The organism is Pseudomonas mucidolens, from assembly GCF_900106045.1.
GTDB classification, from domain to species: Bacteria; Pseudomonadota; Gammaproteobacteria; order Pseudomonadales; family Pseudomonadaceae; genus Aquipseudomonas; species Aquipseudomonas mucidolens.
The window spans coordinates 2829297-2847059 of the sequence record NZ_LT629802.1 but is presented as its reverse complement, the minus strand read 5'-3'; the positions used below and the strand labels follow the sequence as shown (position 1 = coordinate 2847059).

General features: G+C 60.8%; 13 protein-coding genes. 4 read left to right on the top strand and 9 right to left on the bottom strand.

What is annotated here, in order from left to right; translation table 11 throughout:
• Window positions 1–6: 6 nt before the first annotated feature.
• The 3 genes from BLU75_RS13095 to BLU75_RS13085 form a co-directional block, all read right to left on the bottom strand.
• A complete protein-coding gene (locus BLU75_RS13095) occupies window positions 7–1833 on the bottom strand; it encodes a glycoside hydrolase family 15 protein (protein WP_084380136.1) in 1827 nt (608 codons plus the stop codon).
• Window positions 1826–2626 carry a glucose 1-dehydrogenase gene (locus tag BLU75_RS13090; RefSeq protein WP_084380134.1) on the bottom strand — a complete coding sequence of 267 codons (801 nt, stop codon included), beginning with the start codon at window positions 2624–2626 and terminating at the stop codon, window positions 1826–1828. Before BLU75_RS13090 ends, BLU75_RS13095 begins: the two co-directional genes overlap by 8 nt.
• Window positions 2627–2792: 166 nt before the next feature.
• Window positions 2793–3380: a TetR/AcrR family transcriptional regulator gene (locus tag BLU75_RS13085; RefSeq protein ID WP_084380132.1), complete on the bottom strand. Its 588-nt coding sequence runs from the start codon at window positions 3378–3380 to the stop codon at window positions 2793–2795.
• Between the two features lie 144 nt (window positions 3381–3524).
• Here BLU75_RS13085 and BLU75_RS13080 point away from each other — a divergent pair, with 144 nt between their 5' ends.
• Entirely contained in the window at window positions 3525–4703 is a 1179-nt protein-coding gene (locus BLU75_RS13080; protein ID WP_084380130.1) for an MFS transporter, read from the top strand.
• A 46-nt stretch (window positions 4704–4749) separates the two neighbouring features.
• On the opposite strand, the gene BLU75_RS13075 is transcribed toward BLU75_RS13080, so the two are convergent.
• From BLU75_RS13075 to pvdM, 5 genes are all read right to left on the bottom strand, one after another.
• On the bottom strand, window positions 4750–7188 hold the full coding sequence (locus BLU75_RS13075) for a TonB-dependent siderophore receptor (protein ID WP_165447491.1): 2439 nt from the start codon (window positions 7186–7188) through the stop codon (window positions 4750–4752).
• A 145-nt stretch (window positions 7189–7333) separates the two neighbouring features.
• Window positions 7334–8983 (bottom strand): cyclic peptide export ABC transporter, encoded by a 1650-nt coding sequence (locus BLU75_RS13070; protein WP_084380126.1) that lies wholly within the window; start codon window positions 8981–8983, stop codon window positions 7334–7336.
• Window positions 8984–9087: 104 nt separating this feature from the next.
• Complete coding sequence (locus BLU75_RS13065) at window positions 9088–9975, bottom strand: formylglycine-generating enzyme family protein (protein WP_084380124.1); 888 nt, start codon at window positions 9973–9975, stop codon at window positions 9088–9090.
• Between the two features lie 40 nt (window positions 9976–10015).
• Entirely contained in the window at window positions 10016–11299 is a 1284-nt protein-coding gene (gene pvdN / locus BLU75_RS13060; RefSeq protein ID WP_084380121.1) for a pyoverdine-tailoring periplasmic protein PvdN, read from the bottom strand.
• Between the two features lie 35 nt (window positions 11300–11334).
• A complete protein-coding gene (pvdM, locus tag BLU75_RS13055; protein WP_084380168.1) occupies window positions 11335–12684 on the bottom strand; it encodes a pyoverdine-tailoring dipeptidase-like protein PvdM in 1350 nt (449 codons plus the stop codon).
• Window positions 12685–12872: 188 nt separating this feature from the next.
• Here pvdM and pvdP point away from each other — a divergent pair, with 188 nt between their 5' ends.
• Window positions 12873–14501: a pyoverdine maturation tyrosinase PvdP gene (pvdP, locus tag BLU75_RS13050; RefSeq protein ID WP_084380119.1), complete on the top strand. Its 1629-nt coding sequence runs from the start codon at window positions 12873–12875 to the stop codon at window positions 14499–14501.
• Window positions 14502–14539: 38 nt separating this feature from the next.
• Here pvdP and BLU75_RS13045 read toward each other — a convergent pair whose 3' ends face one another.
• On the bottom strand, window positions 14540–15673 hold the full coding sequence (locus tag BLU75_RS13045) for a cupin-like domain-containing protein (protein ID WP_084380117.1): 1134 nt from the start codon (window positions 15671–15673) through the stop codon (window positions 14540–14542).
• A 151-nt stretch (window positions 15674–15824) separates the two neighbouring features.
• Here BLU75_RS13045 and BLU75_RS13040 point away from each other — a divergent pair, with 151 nt between their 5' ends.
• On the top strand, window positions 15825–16565 hold the full coding sequence (locus tag BLU75_RS13040) for a thioesterase II family protein (protein WP_084380166.1): 741 nt from the start codon (window positions 15825–15827) through the stop codon (window positions 16563–16565).
• Between the two features lie 44 nt (window positions 16566–16609).
• Window positions 16610–17593: a TauD/TfdA family dioxygenase gene (locus tag BLU75_RS13035; protein WP_084380115.1), complete on the top strand. Its 984-nt coding sequence runs from the start codon at window positions 16610–16612 to the stop codon at window positions 17591–17593.
• Window positions 17594–17763 lie beyond the last annotated feature (170 nt).

Below are 17763 nucleotides of genomic sequence, written 5' to 3'. Positions count from 1 at the left end.
CCTGTTTCACGGTTGCCAGACGGTCTTTTCACCGCTCAATTTGCGATCCAGAAACGTCGCCGCGCTGATCAGCGCCAAGTGACTCAAGGCCTGGGGAGTATTGCCCAAATGGCGTGCCTGACTGTCAAACTCCTCGGCATATAACCCCAGCGGATTGGCGTAGCGCAGCAGTTGCTCGAATTCCAAGTGGGCCTTTTCCACTTGGCCGGCGCGCGCCAGGCATTCGACGTACCAGAAGGAGCACGCGGTGAACGCGCCCTCGATGCCTTGCAAGCCGTCGATCTGGTTATCGTCGTTGCGATAACGGTAGACCATACCGTCGCGCACCAGGTTTTTCTGGATCGCCTCCAAGGTCGACAGCCAGCGCGAATCGGTGGCCGCGACGAAGCGTACCAGCGGCATCAGCAACATTGAGCCGTCGAGATTGGTGCTGCCGATATGTTGTACAAAGTGCCCGCGTTCTGCGTTCCAGAAGTTGCTCCAGATGTCTTCATAAATCGCCTGGCGGGTCTGATCCCAGCGCGCGAACGGCGCCGGCAGCGAGCGCTTTGAGGCTAGGCGGATGGCACGGTCCAGCGCCACCCAGCACATCAGGCGCGAGTGCAGGAAGTGATGCGACTCGCCGCGCATTTCCCAGATGCCGACGTCCTTCTGATTCCAGGTTTCACACACTTGGTCAACCACCTCCACGGCGTGTTTCCAACCTTCGTAGGAGATGGCTTCTCCGTACTTGTTGACCAGGTATACGGCATCCATCAGCTCACCAAAAATATCCAGCTGAACCTGATCCCAGGCGCCGTTACCAATGCGCACCGGCTGCGCGCCGCCGTGGCCGCTAAGGTGCTTGAGTTCGGTTTCCGGCAGTTCCTGGCGGCCATCGATCGCGTACAAGATATTGATCTTCATCGGCTGGCCGCAGCAGTCGCTGACGCGTCCTCGCAGCCAACGCATATAGTCGTTGGATTCCTGCACGAAACCCAGGCGCATGAACGCGTAGACGGTGAACGAGGCGTCGCGGATCCACGTGTAGCGGTAGTCCCAGTTGCGCTCGCCACCGGGCGTCTCCGGCAGGCCAAAGGTCGCGGCGGCGAGAATTGCGCCATGTTTGCGCGAGGTCAGCAGCTTCAGGGCCAACGCCGAACGATTGACCATTTCACGCCAGCGGCCACGGTAATTGGATTGGGCCAGCCAGCCGCGCCAGAACTTCAGGGTGCGTTCCAGGCGCAGGTCGGTGCCGCAGCTCTCGACGCGACTGTCCTCGAGGCCGCCGAGGACAAATTCAGCACCCTGGTCCTGTTCCAGGCTGAAATGCGCGACGGCGGCGTCATCTTCAATCGTCAAGGCGTGGCTGCTGGCCAGGCGCAGGCCGGGCTGGTCCGGTGCCGAAAAGCACACATCGGCGTTGTCCGCCGTGGCGCGGGTCGGCGCCCGGGCGTAGTCGTGGCGCACCGCGCAGCGCAGGTGCAGCGTGGCTTTGCCGCTGATCACCCGGACCCGGCGAATCAGCAACGGCAGGTCGTCGATGTCGTCACTGATGCTCAGCAGATCGGTGATTTCCACCACCGCCTCCTCGCTTAACCAGCGGGTTTGCAGGACGTTGGTATTCGGCAGGTAGATCTGTTCCCGGCGGGCGCCGGGCAGATCCGGGGTCAACTGAAAAATCCCGGCGGCCGGCGAGTCCAGCAGCGAGCAAAAGATTGACGGGCTGTCGAATTCCGGCCAGCAGAAAAAATCGATGCTGCCCTTGTCGTTGATCAGCGCGGCGCTGCGCATGTCACCGATAATTCCGTGGGCATCAATCGCGCTTTGAGGTTCGTTCTTCAGATCAACCATTGTGACGGAACTCCGGATAAAGGCTCATGCCACCGTCAATAAACAGGGTGCTCCCCACCACGTAGTCGGACGCATCGCTGGCCAGCCAGACCACGGCGTTGGCGACGTCTTCGACATCGCCGACCCTGGCATAAGGAATCAGTTTGAGCAGCGCTTGTTCGGCATCGCCTTGCGTAGCATCCCGATTGATTGCGGTACGAATGGCGCCCGGTGCAATGCCGTTGACGCGAATCCGCTGCTCGCTGACTTCTTGGGCAAGGCTACGCATCAGCATCTCGACGCCACCCTTGGACGCGGCGTAATTGACGTGTCCGGCCCACGGGATCAACTGGTGGACCGAGCTCATGTGGATGATTTTGCCGGCGGCCCGCGACACTCCGGGGCGCAGGCCCTGGCGGTTGAAGATACGCAGTGCGGCGCGTGCGCAGAGAAACTGCCCGGTGAGGTTGACGCCGATCACCGTGTTCCAGTCGTCTAAAGACATGTTGGCGATGGCGGCGTCTTTCTGCAGGCCGGAATTGGCCACCAGGATATCCAGGTGATCAAATGCCTCCAGCGTCTGTGCAAACAGGCGTTCGACCTCGGCTTCGTTCGATACGTCGGCACCGATGGCGATCGCGCGCCCGCCGGCCTGGTTGATCTGCGTTGCCAATGCCTCGGCGGGCGCGGCCTGACTGTGGTAGTTCAGCACCACGGCGGCACCCGCTTCGGCCAACGCCTTGGCGGCGCCCGCGCCGATGCCGGAACTGGCGCCGGTGACCAGCGCCACTTGGTTATCCAACGAAATGTGCATATCACCTGACCTTTTTCGGAACACTCATCAGCTGACTGACGGTGCATCGCACAAGTTCATCCCTTGTCTGCAATACAACGATAGCTGTTTATACCGGTCCTCATGATCGCAATGCCTGGGGCCATGCCGTGTGCGCTGGCGGCGTGGTTATCGCGGCGCGCTTGATTCAGGTTCGCGGTTTCAAACCGCGAAGCAACAACTCCAGGCCTTGCAGCGCTTGCTCCAGGCGCTCGCCCGCCTGTTCGTCCCGGGCAATCCACAGCGCCGCGTCCACCAGACTGCCGTTGATCAGGCGGGCTAATGCCTGGCTGGGCGCGGGCTCGATGAAGCCGGCCTGAATCAGTGCGTCGAGCAACAGGCGCAGCGACTCGATGCATTGTGGTTGGTTGGCGGATGCGGCATCCCCGAGTACCGCCGGCGCATCTTGCAGCACGATGCGGCGGATCTCCGGATCCTGGGCCATGCGCAGGTAGGCGCGACAGCGCTCGCAAAAGCCGCGCCAGGGCTCATCGGCCTGGTCCGTAATGTGCTGCAGGTGCGCATCCATTTCGCCATCGAGTTGCGCAACCACTGCGCTCAGCAAACCTTTCTTGTCACCAAAGTGGTGGTACAACGCCCCACGTGTCAGGCCCGCGCTGGCGGTAAAGTCATCCATCGAGGTATTGGCGTAGCCTTGGGTGGCGAAAGCGTGACGGGCGCTGGCGATCAGACGGGCGCGGGTGTTTTCGATCATCTCGGCACGGACTCGGGGCATGGATTAACGCTCGCATTAGACGGGTTGGGTAATTGACATACGGTGCGTATGTTGCGCATGATTTGTGACATACGCACCGTATGTATTTTGCCCTGATAGCACCAGATAGCAAGTGCCAGGGCACTCAGGAAGAGGTTATGTTCCATGGCAAACCCTTACGCCGAGCTGTTTCAGGCGCCTGGTTCCAGGGCTTTTGTATCCGCCGGCATGCTCGCCCGCATGCCGATCTCCATGACGGGTATCGGACTGATCACCATGTTGTCCCAGGTTCGCGGCGGTTATGCTCTGGCCGGTGCGGTGGCGGCGACCTTTGCCTTGGCCACGGCTGTTTGTGCGCCTCAGGTTTCGCGGCTGGTTGACCGTTACGGCCAGGGTCGAGTCTTGCCGGTGGCCGCCGCCGTGGGCGGTGGGGCGTTGTTGTTGCTGTTGCTCTGCAGCCGTCTACAGGCGCCGGACTGGACCCTGTTTATCTTCGCCGCGCTGGCCGGCTGCATGCCCAGTATGTCGGCCATGGTACGCGCGCGCTGGACTGAGCTGTACCGGGGCCAGCCGCGCTTGCAAACCGCATTTGCCCTGGAGTCGGTGCTGGATGAGGTGTGCTTTATCCTCGGCCCGCCGCTGTCGGTCGGCTTGTGTGTATTGCTGTTTCCCGAGGCGGGCCCGCTGGTAGGCGCGATATTGCTGGCGGTGGGCGTCACCGCGTTCGTCCTGCAAAAACACACTGAGCCACCCGTTCACGCCTATCACGCTCATCATGGCCGCTGGTTGATCGCCTCACCCTCGGTGTTGGTGCTGATGATCCTGTTGATGGCCATGGGCACTATTGTGGGGGTAGTGGATGTGGTCAGCGTGGCGTTTGCCGAACACCAGGGTCAGCCGGCTGCCGCAAGCATCGTGCTGTCGGTGTATGCCATTGGTTCGTGCCTGGCCGGCCTGGCATTCGGGGCCCTCAAGTTGAACATGTCGTTACCTCGGCAGTTCCTGTTCTGTGGCTTGGCCACGGCGCTGACCACGCTGCCCTTGCTGCTGGTCGTGGATATTCTCGGACTATCGCTGGCGGTGTTCATTTCCGGGCTGTTTTTTGCCCCCACGCTCATCGTCTCCATGGCCCTGGTGGAGCGCGTGGTACCGCCCAGTCGCCTGACCGAAGGCATGACTTGGCTGATCACCGGCCTGAGCATCGGCGTGGCAATTGGCGCCGCGAGTTGCGGTTGGATGATCGACCGCTTCGGCGCTCCCAGCGGGTTCTGGGTGGCGCTGGTGGCGGGCGCGGTGGTGCTGGTGTCGGCGCTGCTGGGCGCACGGCGCTTGGCCCAGGCGTAAAAAGTCATCCCGGACCGGCAGAGTGCCTGTCCGGGGCGGGGAGTGCTTAGAAGTTGGTACGCATGGTGAACATCAGGTTGCGCGGGTTGCCGTAGTAGCTGTTGCTCTCGATGGTGCCAGTCTGCGAGTAATACGTACGGTCAAAGATGTTCTCGATATTGACCGCCAGATTGACGTTCTTGGTCACGTCGTAGGCCACGCGTGCGTTGTAGATGGCATAGCCACCCGTCTCATTCTTGATCCCGGTGCCGACGTTGCCACCCACATGGCGACCATAAACGCCGCTCTGGATGTTAGTGCCCGCACCCACTTGCCACTTCGAGTACTCACCTTGCAGCTGATAGTTGGCCCAGGCACGCAGCATGTGTTCGGGCATGGACGTCTGGAATGTGGTGTCTTCCAGGTCCGGGTTGTTCGGGTTCTTGACGTACTTGCTGGTGTTGAAGGTGTAGCCCGCGGTCAGCTCCAGGCCGGGCATGACCCTGCCAGTGATCTCGGCTTCGAAGCCCTGGGCGCGGACCTTACCACCTGCCACATAGCAATTGCAGGTTGTTGGCTGGTTCGGGTCGCGCTGGGCAAGGCCGGAGTAGGTGGTGCGAAAGAGGGCGAAGTTGGTGTTCAGCGTACCGTCGTAGAACTCGCCCTTGAGGCCCAGTTCGTAGGTATCACCCGAGCGCGGTGTCAGGGCATTGCCCGCAGCGGTTTCGACGTTGAGTTGTGGGGTGAAAATTTCCGCGTAGCTGGCGTACGCCGACCAGTTGGGGTTCAGCGCATAGACCAGGCCATAGAACGGTACCACCTTGGCATTGGTTTGCATGTCGCTCTTGGTGTGCCGGCCATTCGTTTCGTTGAGCATGTCCTGCTTGTAATCCCACCAACTGACACGCGCGCCGACGATCACGTCCAGCGGCTCGAACACATTGACCCGCAGCGAACCGTACAGGCCTTGCTGGTCCAGGGTCGAGGTGGTGGTGCGGTACTTGTCGGTGCGCTCGTATTTGGGTGGAATGAAATTCAGAATGTCCGGGATAAAATCGTAGGCACCTTTGTAGTCGGTCACGTTATAACGCCCGGCGACCCGCTTGCTGTGGGAGATATTGGCGCCCAGGATCGCTTCGCTGCGATGGCCCAGCATGTCGAAGTTGCCGTTGACGAACAGATCGGTGTTGTACTGGTAGTTGTTTTCGCCACGCCCCTCGGCCCAGTTGTAGGCTCCCGAATTGTCGACCGGGTCGATCTGGCCGCCGGTGTTGCTGTACAGGGCATCCAGGTTGAAGCGGGTGTAGTTGGTGGCCAGGGTGGCTTTCCAGTCGTCATTGAGCTGATGTTTGGCTTCGAAGAAGTACTGGGTCGACTCGACGTCGTTATAGTCCGACGGCGAGCTGAGGTTGGTCGAGCGTTTGAAGTCGATCTTCGAGCCGTCCTTGTAGCCCGGCAGGCCCCAGTCCATGGTCGAGCGGTTATCGGCATTCTGATAAGTGAAGCCGGCGCTCAGCAAGGTATCCGGGTTGAGGTCGAACTCCAGTACGCCATAGGTCGATGCCCGCTTGCTCTTGCCGCCGTCATAGAAGTAATGGCGCGTGCTGTAGGAGGTCGCCAGACGACCGCGCAGGGTTTTTTCTTCGTTGAGTGCGCCCTGCACATCGACTTCCTGGCGGTAATTGTCCCAGGTCCCGGCCTGGGTGACGGTGCTCAGCTTGAAGTCGCCACCGGCGCGCTTGCGCACCAGATTGATCGCGCCACCTGGCGAACCCGCGCCCTGGAACAGTCCGGCCGAGCCTTTGAGTACTTCCACGCGCTCATAGGAGATCAGGTCTGACCAGTTCAGCGAGCTGATGCCGGTGCTGGTGCCGGCCGGGATCGGAATGCCGTTGACCTGGAAGTTGTCGATCTCGAAGCCACGGGCGTACGGTTGGTTGTCGCCGTTGAGGGCGCCGTAGGTGACCACCCCTGGAACGAGGCCGTAGACGTCGTTGAGGGTGGTGATGTTTTGATCCTTGATACGTTGGGCGGTCAGTACCGTAACGGTTTGCGGTATTTCTTTGAGGCTGCGTTCGCTCTTGCCGATGGTCACCGCGCCGGTGGTGTAGGAGCGGGTGTTTTCAGTGTTGACGCCCAGGCCGGATTGACCGACGACAGTGGTTGCAGCCAGCTCCATGGCATCCCCGGTTTGGCGGCTGATGCTCGCCGAATTACCCTGGAAACTGTAACTGATACCGGTATTTTGCAACAACCTCGCCAGTCCCTCCTGCGCACTGAACCTGCCGTTGAGCCGTGTGCTGCGTAATCCTTGAATATCATCCGGGCTGTACAGCACCTGTACCGATGACTGCTGGCCGAATGTCCGCAGGGCATTGGCCAGTGGCTGTTGCGGAATATTGAAATCCACCGCCTGCTCTTGTGCATGTGCCGCCAGGGGCAGAGCCATGGCCATCGCCAGGTTGAGAGCGGTGAGGGAGAAGCGCTTGCTCAGGGCGTGAGACATAAGAAAGGCTTTGACATACGGATTCATTGGTCGAGGAACTGGCCTTGTCATTTTTTTACCTTGTGAATAGGAGGCAGATGATTCTTATTAAGACGTTGGGGGTGAAGAAAAACGGAAGCGTTGCGCAACTTTTTTCAGCTTGCCGTCACGCTGGTTGCGCCTGGGTCATGACCCGGCCACTTTCCATGCGCACCAGTTGGTCGGCGATATCGAAATAACGGTCGTCATGGGAGATCACGATGATCGTCTTGCCCAGGCGCTTGAGGTCCGGCAGCAGTTCGGTGTAGAAAATCCGGCGGAAGGTCGGGTCCTGGTCCGCCGCCCACTCGTCGAATACCAGGACCGGACGCTCTTCCATCCAGGCGTTGACCAACGCCAGGCGTTTGCGCTGGCCGGTGGAAAGGTCGGTGGTGGTGAAGTTGCCGTCGCGCACGCTGACCTTGTGGGCGATTTCCAGGCGTTCCAGGTAACGGTTGGCGTCGTCCGGGATGTGTTGGTCGCCCTGGACAATGTCATCGAACAGGTAATAGTCGGCAAAAATCGTGGTGAACAGTTGACGGTAGTCATCGCGGTTGGTCGCATCGATCGTGGCGCCATTGAGCGTGATGTCACCCTGCTGCGGGGCATACAGTCCCAGCAGCAATTTGATCAGAGTCGTTTTGCCGCAGCCGTTCTCGCCGACGATAAAGGTGATGTCGCCCTGGTTGATCTTCAGGTTCACCGGGCCAAGACGGAAGGGTGCGCTGCCTTCGGCGGCCGGGAACGTGTAGCTGACATTGTTCAGCTCCAGAGTCGTCACGGGAGTAGCGGGCGCGCCCTTGTCGCTGAGCAGCAAGTGCGGCTCGGGTGAGGAGAACTGTTCGCCCAGTTGCGCGATACGCCGGAAGGCGATCTGTGCGCGGCTGATGATCGGCAAGGTGCCGATCAGGTGTTCCAGTGGGCCTTTCATGTACAGCAGTACCAGTACGAAGCCGCTCATGACCGTGTTGTCGGCGCTTGGCCATTGCGATTGCAGGGTCAAGGCCAGCCCGATGACCACGAAGAACAGCATCGAGCCGAAGCTCTTGGCGATGATAAAGGTGTTGATCGAGCTGATCTGGGTGTCGCGAATGGAGTTGGCGGTACGCTGGATCCCCAGGGTGAACATGCGTTGGCGGCGGGGCCGGTGAATGCGCAGTTCCTTGGCACCTTCGGCAATCGCGTTGTAGTGCTTTTGCAGTTCGTCTTCTGCTTCGCGCGCGGCGATGAAACCCTTGATACCACGGGCCCGAGCGATCGACTGGACCACGCTGCCGATGCCGATAGCGACCAGTATCATCACGAACATCGGCCACGACAGCATTGCCAGATAGCCCAGGCAACCGAGGGTCACGGTCAGGGAAATCGCCAGCGGGGCGAAGGCAAAGGCAAAGTCGCTGATGGTGTCGACGTCATGGGTCAGCACCGGAATCAAGCGATGAGTGCGATAGCGTTCAATCTGCTCGATGGGGGTCGAGAGTACCTTTTCTCCCAGCTCCTTACGTAGCCTGGCAATGATGTGCTGGCCCACATAGTTAGTGCCGATGTCCGAGAGGATCGAACTGGCCAGCGCCAGCAGGCATAGGCCGGCGAACACGGCGATGACAGTCTGGGTCAGGCCCTCGGGGGCGTGCAGGGCATTGTTGATAGTGGCGAGCAACACGGTGACGCTCAGGCCGCCGATCATGCCGAGCACAATGGAGAGGCAGACGATCAGGCGGAAGGGCTTGAGCAGGGCGAGCAGTTCTTCGATAGCCCCGCGTGTTGGCTTGTTCATTGAGGTTTCCTGTCAGGAGAAGAACGTAGGGCCGCTACTCACGAAAACGAATGGCCAGGCAGTTTATTTAAAGGACCGCGCAAGTCCGCGGTCCGCTGGCCGGATCAGAGGTCGCGTTCTACGCGAAAGCCCAGCCAGTCACCGCTCTCGTTGGGGTACATGTTGTTGCGATTGCCGGAGCGCGAGAAGACCGGCGCTTCGAGGTAGTCGTTGCCGCGAATGCTCTGCAGCTCGCAGTTTTTTTCGACCCAGGCACTGCCGTCAGCAGGGGCGCCGAGGTAATTCGGGTGATAGCAATCGGCAACCCATTCGGAGACGTTGCCGTGCATGTTGTAAACACCAAAGGCATTGGGCGCAAAGGCCTTGGCCGGGTTGGTGTAGGTATAGCCGTCGGCCGGGCCGTAGGTGTTGGCGTGTTTGGAGATCTGGTAGTTCTGGCCTTCATCGAAGGGGAACGGAAAGGGGCCAGGGCTGCCGCCGCGAGCGGCGTACTCGCGGACCGCTTCGCTCACCAGGCGGTACTGCTTGCCGGTTTTGTTCGACAGCCAGGCAATATAGGCCTGGGCTTCGGCCAGGTTCATGCATACCGCAGGCTGCTGCGACTTCTGCGGATAGCTCGGTTTGCCATTGGTGCAGCGGCGACCTGGGCGTACATCGAAGTCATTGAGGCGGGTGCCGGTTTCGTTCTGATAAGCGTTGAACTCGCCGGCCAGTACCTGGAAGCGGCTGATGGCGAAAGGCTTGGCAAACGTCACTGGATGCTGCGGGCTTTCGTCAGGCTCGTGGCCGATTTCATCGTCCGGGGAGCCCATGGTGAAAGTACCTGCCGGCAACACGACCATTTCCGGGCAGTCCTTGCAGTCTTTGAAGACCTTGCCCGGCTGCGGTGCCGTGGTTGCAGCGCCAGCCAGGCCTGGCTGCAGGCAGAAGGCTGCGGCCAGGGCCGCCAAGGCCTTCAGGGAGAACAACGCGGTATTGGGAGTGGAAGTCATAAGTCGTCTCGATAGAAGAAATCGGCGCTCAACGGCGGCATCAGAGTTTTTTGCCAAGCAACGTCATGAAACGCTCGACTTCGGTCTCGTTGTTCAGCAATCCCGGTGCGGTGCGGATCACTGGCCCGGCGTCGCGGTGCACCGCGTCGCAGACCACTCGGTTTTCCATGAGATAGGCAGCGACTTTGTCGCTGTCTTGCTGCTTGACCCGGAAGAAGGTGAAGCCTGCCGATAGCTCGGGGCTGGTGGGCGTCACGAGCTCGATCTGCCGATGGGCCTGCAGGCGCTCCTTCAAGTAACTGTTGAGTCCATGGATACGGGCCTGCACCTCGGCTTTGCCGAGTTGCAGGTGCAGCTTGAAGGCTTCGTTCAAGGCCCAGCGATGTTCGAAGGCGTGGTAGCCGCCAGGGGACATAGTGGTGGCAAAGTTGGTGTCTTCGGAGAAGGTCGGCACCGTCGGCGTCACGTCCTTGAGTTCTTCGGAGCGGGCGCAGATGATCCCGGTCCCCCGTGGTCCGAACATCCACTTGTGGGTGCCGGCGATGAAGAAATCACAGTGCATCTGCGCAAAGCTCAGGTCCTCGACGCCGAAGCCGTGTACACCGTCGACCACGTAGAGGATGCGGTCTTTCTCGTCGCGGTTGCGGTTGAACTCTTCCACCAGCTTGCCGATTTCGCCGATGGGCAGTTTCACGCCGCTGCCCGATTGGACCCAGGTCATGCCCAGCACCCGGGTGTTGGGGCGGATATTGCTTTTGATCGCGCTGAGTACTTCATCCACCGACGTCTTCTGGGCGTCCTTGAACAGCTTGATCTTGCGGACCTGGGTACCTTCTTTCTGTATCCGGTAATCGAGGGTGAATTCGGTGGAGTAATGCTCGTGGACCGTGGTCAGAATCTCCTGATCCGGGCGCACATGTATGCCGCCGTAGATCATCGCCAGCCCTTCGGTGGTGCTGCCGGTCAAGGCTATCTGCCCCGGTTTTGCCTGCAGGTAGCGGCCGGCCCAGTCACGCACCTCGGCTTCGCGCTTCCAGGCTTCCTGCAAGTCCCAGTCCATGGCCAGGCCGGGGTTGCGGTCTATCCGTGCCCGGTGCAGATCGATCGCGTCGCGCACGGGCTTGGGGTGGGAGGTGACCAGGAAATTGGAAAAGTGGATATAGTCCGGGTCCTGGGTGAACAACTGGCGCAATTGCGCCCATTTTCCCTCGGGCACGGGCGGTGGTGTATTCGCCAAGGCGTGCTGATTCAGCACGGCGGTGCCCAGCGGGAGGCCGGCGGCGAGTATCCCGGCCTGTTTGAGAAACGTGCGGCGATCAGTCATGTGCTCGGTTCACTTGTCTGCAAAAGGGAAGGCAATCAGCGCTCGGCCACCGGCCTGGCGGCTGTTTGCACCTGGTCCCAGACCCGCAGGAAGTTGCCTCCCCACAGTTTGGCGATGTCGGCTTCGGAGTAACCCCGGGAAATCAGTTCGGCGGTCACGTTGCGTATCTCACCGACGTTGTCCCAGTTCTTGACACCGCCCCCTTCGTTGAAGTCGGAGGCAATGCCGACGTGGTCGATACCGATCTTGCGCACGGTGTAGTCGATGGCGTCGCCGTAGTCTTTGAGGCTAGCCTTGGGCTCTTCTTCAAGGATCGAATACAGGCCGCTGGCGTATTGGCCGAACTTCTGTTCGGACCAGGCGGAGATGATTGGGTCGCCTGGCATCAGCGCCATGGCCAGGTTCGGCAGCGGCGGCAGGTCGAAACGCGCGCGCAGAGTGTTGAGCTTGTCCTGGGTAGGTTGGGTCAGTGGACGCAGGTATTGGGAGAACCCGACCACCTGGACCACGCCGCCGCTGTTCTTGATCAGTTGCATCTCTTTGTCGGTGAGGTTGCGCGGGATGTCGACGAAGGCCCGTGGTGCCGAGTGCGAGGCCACCATCGGTGTACGGCTCAGTTGCGCGACTTGTTCCAAGGCCTTGGTCGACATCTGCGAGACGTCGATGATCACCCCCAGGTCATTGAGCCGATGCACGGCCTGTTGGCCGATGTCCGACAGGCCGTTGAGAGCGTCAGGCGAATCGTTGAAGAACGGCAGCGGGCGTGAGGAGTCGGCCCAGCTGTTATTGCCGATATAGCTGAAACCGAACATGCGCATGCCGCGTGCGGCCCACATGTCCAACAGATTGAGGTCGTTGCCCAGTGGGTAGGCGTTGAGCATGCTGATGAAAATGGCGAACTTACCCTCGCCGTGCAGGCGTCGGAAGTCGTCCGGGGTATAGGCGATGGCTACCTGATTGGGGAAGTCGCGGACCATTCCAGAAATGATTTTGTAGCGCACTTCCTGCTGGTTGCGCGCCTCCTCGACAAAGCCTGCGGTCGGGCGATGAGGGGCATTGGCGCCGTTCCACATTTCGGGCCAGCCGAAGATGGTCAGGGCGGCCCCGGACAGGCGCCCACGGTTGGCCTTGACCAGGTCGAACTGGCTGTCGCCATCCTTGTCGGCTTCGTGGCCGTGGGTACCGAAATTCAGCGGCACCGAGATGTGACTGTCGAAGGACAGCAAACGATCCTGCATTTCATTGGCTTGCTTGATCACCTCCAGTGGGTAACCGGCGTTGCCCCTGAACCAGTGATCCCAGGCCAGAAAGCCGGCCCCGGCGCTAATGGCGAGTGCCAGCGGCAGGCCAATGTAGAGAGCCTTTCTTGAACGTGGTTTTGTCATTGCCATCTCAATCAGTTCGCCGTCGAAGTGCAGGCGCAAGGGCCTTCGCTATCTGGGAAGAACGAGCGCTGCAGAGAAAAATTTAGGCACCTGGCCCGTGGCGGTAAATTTCCCTCGGTAACAAACGTTCTAGCTTGGATAAAGCCTGCTTCATGGCTGTTTTCAGGCGGGACAATGCAGGTAGGAAAATGACGATTTCTCGACGAGGGTTCATTGCAGGCCTGGCGCTGACGGGCGCTGCGGTGCCTGCGGCCTTTTATGCCCATCGCGAGTTGACGCGTGAAGAGTTCCCGGTGACGCCGGAGGAAGCGACTGTCGAACTGGCCGACACGGCCGGTCAGCGCCTTGCCGACTCCTTGCGGGGGGTCTGGAGCCTGCGCCTGGAAGGTCGTGAGGCGGGCCTCGACGGCCTGCCGCTTGAAGGGCTGGAGTTGTTTCTTGATATTGCCCCGCGCGGGCGAGGGCTGCGGGGTTACCTCGGCACCGCCGAACAGCTGCGTGGCGACGCCGAGCCGCGTTATCAGGTGATGGGCGATCTGGGGCCAGGCAATGCATCCGAGCTGTATTGGCGACTGATCGACCGCGAGACGCCTGGCGGCGCGCCGACCCATGAGCTGAAAATGACCTTGGATGAGGTCTGGGCGGAGTTTGGCAATGCCGGCAGCGGCACCCTCAGCGGGCACATCCTGCGCCTGGACCGACCTTTGGCGCTGCCCGAACAAGACAGCCGTTTTGTTGCCACCAAACAACTGTTTCCCGAAGCTCGGGAGCGAATCGGTTTGAATCCGGCATTGATGGCCTGGTTGATCGCTCCTGAACATCGCCTGTTTCACCAGCTCTGGCATGCCTCCCGTGATCAGTGGCACAAGCTTGCCGAAGACAAGCGTGACGCCCTGCGCGGCATTGGCTGGCAGCCCGGGCCGCGGGATAAGGAGCGCGATGCGCGTGGTCCGCGCAAGGACCGCAACGGTTCAGGGATCGACTTCTTTTTCATGCATCGGCACATGCTCGGGACGGCACGCTCGATGCAAGACCTGCCGTCCTGGCCGCGTTTCCCTGCGCCGCAACCGGAGCTTGAGCGTGACCGCCAGGGGTTCGCCCGCTACTTCGACAACCACGATGGCTTTGCACTACCGCCCACCTGGCTGGCCAGTGGTGATAGCGACTACACCCAATGGGTCAGCGACATCAAGGCGACCGAGACCTACCACAGCAATTTCCAGGTCTGGGAGTCGCGGTACCGCGATCCGCGTTATCTGGCGAAGCTCACCCTGGGCCAGTTTGGCTCGGAGGTCGAGCTGGGGCTGCACGATTGGCTGCACATGCGCTGGGCCTCGGTGCCACGGGACCCGTCCAACGGCGCCCCGGTACCGTTTGCCCGCGACCCGGCGGACTTCGCCGGTCGTTGGTACACGGCGCAAAACGACTTTCTCGGCGACCCGTTCTCTTCGCATGTGAACCCGGTGTTCTGGTATTTCCATGGCTGGATCGATGACCGTATCGAGGACTGGTTTCGTGCGCACGAGCGTTTTCACCCAGGTACAGTCAGTCGCCTTGAAGTCAATGGCGTACCTTGGTTCGCGCCGGGACGTTGGGTGGAAGTGGCGGACCCCTGGCTTGGCCCGGTGACTCACGGTTGCAGCACGACGCCGGGATTGCAGATGGGCAAGTCAGTGGAGATGGATCCGGAAACCATGAAGCTGGCGCTGCGTATCACCTTTGGTGCTGACGATGACCAGCTCGCCCAGTTGCTGCGCAAGGTGCCCAGGCGCCCCTGGTATGCGCGGCATCTGAAGGTCAGGGAGCGGGCGCTGTAGTCGTGGAATGGAGCGACCGACTGGCGAAGGGCCGGGCTTTACCAGCCGCGCCCGGAGTTGACCCAGAAATTCACGGACAGCGAGGTGGACACTGACTCCACTTGATGGAACCAGCCTTCCGGCAGGAACAACAGGTCGCCTGCCTCCAGGGTCACTCGGAGGAAGTTCACGTCGCGGGAGGTCGGAAAACGTTGGTAGTCCGGTGCGTCAGGGTTGACTTCGCAACCGTCGAGTCCGCCCTCCGGCGATGTCGACCAGGTGCCCAGCGCTTCACGGTGATGGGGCGCGGCGAGGATGAAGGATTTACGTCCCCAGACCTGGGCAAACATATTGTCCGTGTCATCGCGATGCAGTGGCGTCAGGGTGCCTTTGGGGCCGATCCAGATGCGTGGTGCGATGAACAGCGACTGCTCGAAGTAGGGCGGGTGCTTGATCTGCTGCATCAACTGTGCCGGCAAAATGTTGTTGCCCATGTAGGCGGGCGGCGTGCCGTCGGCGTTTTTCGATGCGGGAGTGTCCAGCGAGGCGATGAAGTCCGCCATGGAGGTGGAGCGAAAGTCGCGATCGGCGGAGAAGGTTTTCTTCACGTAATCGCCGTGACGGGTGATCCCTTGCAGTTCGGCGAAATGCACCAGGGACTCTTCGCGGCTGAGTTTGAACAGTGGCCAATCCTGCAGTGCATCGCTGATGATCAGGGGGATGCCATGGGGCAGGTAGCGACTGCGAAATTCGCTGACCGAGACCTCGCTGCGCGGCCGGCGTTCCACACTGCGCAGAGGCGGCAGGCTGGCTGAAATTCGTTCGCTGAAGCGTGCCGGTGTTGGGTAGCGTTTGTTCATGTCGACCTTGTCGGTCTTGGTGCCACCCTGGCGTGCATGGTCGATGATTTGCGGCAGCATCGTGGCCAGGCCCATGTTGCCGCTGATCTTCAGGCGTCCGCTGGCAAACAGTTCTTCGACGTTGGCCACGCCGCCCATGATCCCCAGGAAATCCCGCTCCGTCACCTCGATGGTCACGTCGGGGTGGGCATGGCGACCCCGCTCGGTGCGGCTGTGGGCCTTGACCTCGGACCAGAATGCCTGCTCGGGCGCGAACGCGAACTGAAAAATACCTTCAATGCCGACGGCACCGGCATTGGCAAACAGCTTGGTCAGAATGGCATGCAAATCCACGGTGATCCCTCTTATCGGGTATTGGTCTGAACAAGAGAACGAGCGCTGCTGCATGAAATTTATAGGAGGTGCCGCGGGCGGCCTGGCGTGTGCCTAATTTGCCCGCGTGCTCATCCGTTCCTTTTACACGTAATGGATTGAGGTAAACGTGGTGACCAAGCTGACACTGCTGTGCCTGCCGTACTCCGGCGCCAGCGCCATGGTCTACAGTCGGTGGCGGCGCAAGCTGCCGGAATGGTTGCGCGTGCATCCGGTGGAACTGCCAGGCCGTGGCTCACGGTTTGATGAGCCCCTGCAAACTGACATGCGCGCCCTGGCTCGCCAGCTGGCTGCGGAACACCAGCCGGCGCTCGAAGCGCCCTATGCGCTGTTTGGGCATAGTCTGGGAGCCTTGCTGGCGTGCGAAATGGCGCATGCATTGCGCGCCTTGGGCTGTCCCGAACCGGTGGCGCTGTTCGCCTCGGGCACGGCGGCACCGACCCTGCGCAGCGACTACGACCGTGACTTTGCCGAGCCCAAGACCGATGAGCAACTGATTGATCAGTTGCGCACTTTCCAGGGCACCAGTGAGGCGGTGCTGGCGGACAAGGAGCTGATGAACCTGACACTGCCGGTGCTACGTGCCGACTTTTTGCTGTGCGGACGTTTCCGTCCCCTGCAGCGGCAACCACTCAAGTGCCCGGTACACGTGCTCGGCGGCAAAGAAGACAAGGCCACCACGGAACAACTGATGGGTTGGCGCAAGGAAACCGCCGGCAGTTTTTCGGTAGACATGATGACCGGTGGCCACTTCTTCATTCACGAGCATGAAGCGCGAGTGCTGCGGGTCATCAAGGAGCACTTGGAAGCGCATCATCGCCGCTATGTCCAGATGAGCGCACTCGCTCGCTAGAACCGCGCCCGCTGGCGCAATTGATGGTTTACAGGAGGCCCGTCATGGGTGTTGCCTTGGGATTTTCCGTTGGTCCGTTACGGGCGGGGCAGGGGCGTTTGCCACTGCTGGTCGAGGCTACAGAGCCAGACACCAGCCTGCTGGCGGTGTTTGAAGAGCTCAAGGCATTGGTGGATGAGCATCTGTTGCGCGACGGCGGGATTCTGTTTCGCGGGTTTACCCTGGCGGGCGCCGAGCAGTTTCGCGAATTTGCCGCCAGTTTTGGTCACCCTTTGTTGAATTATGAGTTTGGCTCGACCCCGCGCAGCAGTGTTACGCAAGGGGTGTACACCTCCACCGAATATCCGGCGCACCAGAGTATTCCGCTGCACAACGAGCAGGCCTACTCCCGTGACTGGCCCATGCGGATCTGGTTCTACAGCATGCTCGCCGCGCAGTCGGGGGGCGAGACGCCGATTGCCGATAGCCGCGAAGTCTACAAGCGCATCCCGGCGTATATTCGCGAGCGTTTCGTCAGCAAGGGCCTGATGTATGTCCGCAACTTCGGCAACGGCCTGGATGTGGCGTGGGAGCAGGTCTTCAATACCGAGGACCGGACAGTCGTCGAGGCGTACTGCAACGCTCACGGGATTGTTTGCGAATGGAAGGATGACGGCGAACTGCGCACCCGCCAGACCTGTCAGGCGGTGGCTCGCCATCCGCGCACGGGTGAAATGGTCTGGTTCAACCAGGCACACCTGTTTCATATCTCCAACCTGCAGCCAGAGGTGCGCGAGACGCTGTTGGACATCGTCGAAGAAGAAGATTTGCCGCGTAACGTCTACTACGGTGACGGCTCGGCTATTGAAGATCAGGTGCTCAACGAGATCCGCGCGGTACTCGACGAGTGCATGGTCAGCTTCCCCTGGCAGTCAGGTGATGTGCTGATGCTCGACAACATGCTTGCGGCTCACGCGCGTGCACCCTTCGAGGGCAAGCGCAAGGTCATCGTGGCCATGGCCGAAGGCTTTTCCGCCGACCAGTTGTAACCAGCATCCTCGATTGTTCCCGCGCCAGCGGGAGCGATCTGACCCGCATCAGGGTGGGGCTATCGACCCACCCTGCAAGCCGCCGTACCGGGCGCAAAAATCCTCAAGCTTCAAGGTCGTTCCGGGCTGATTCCTGCCTGCGCCAGCGGGTCCAAGATAGTTGTTCTCAG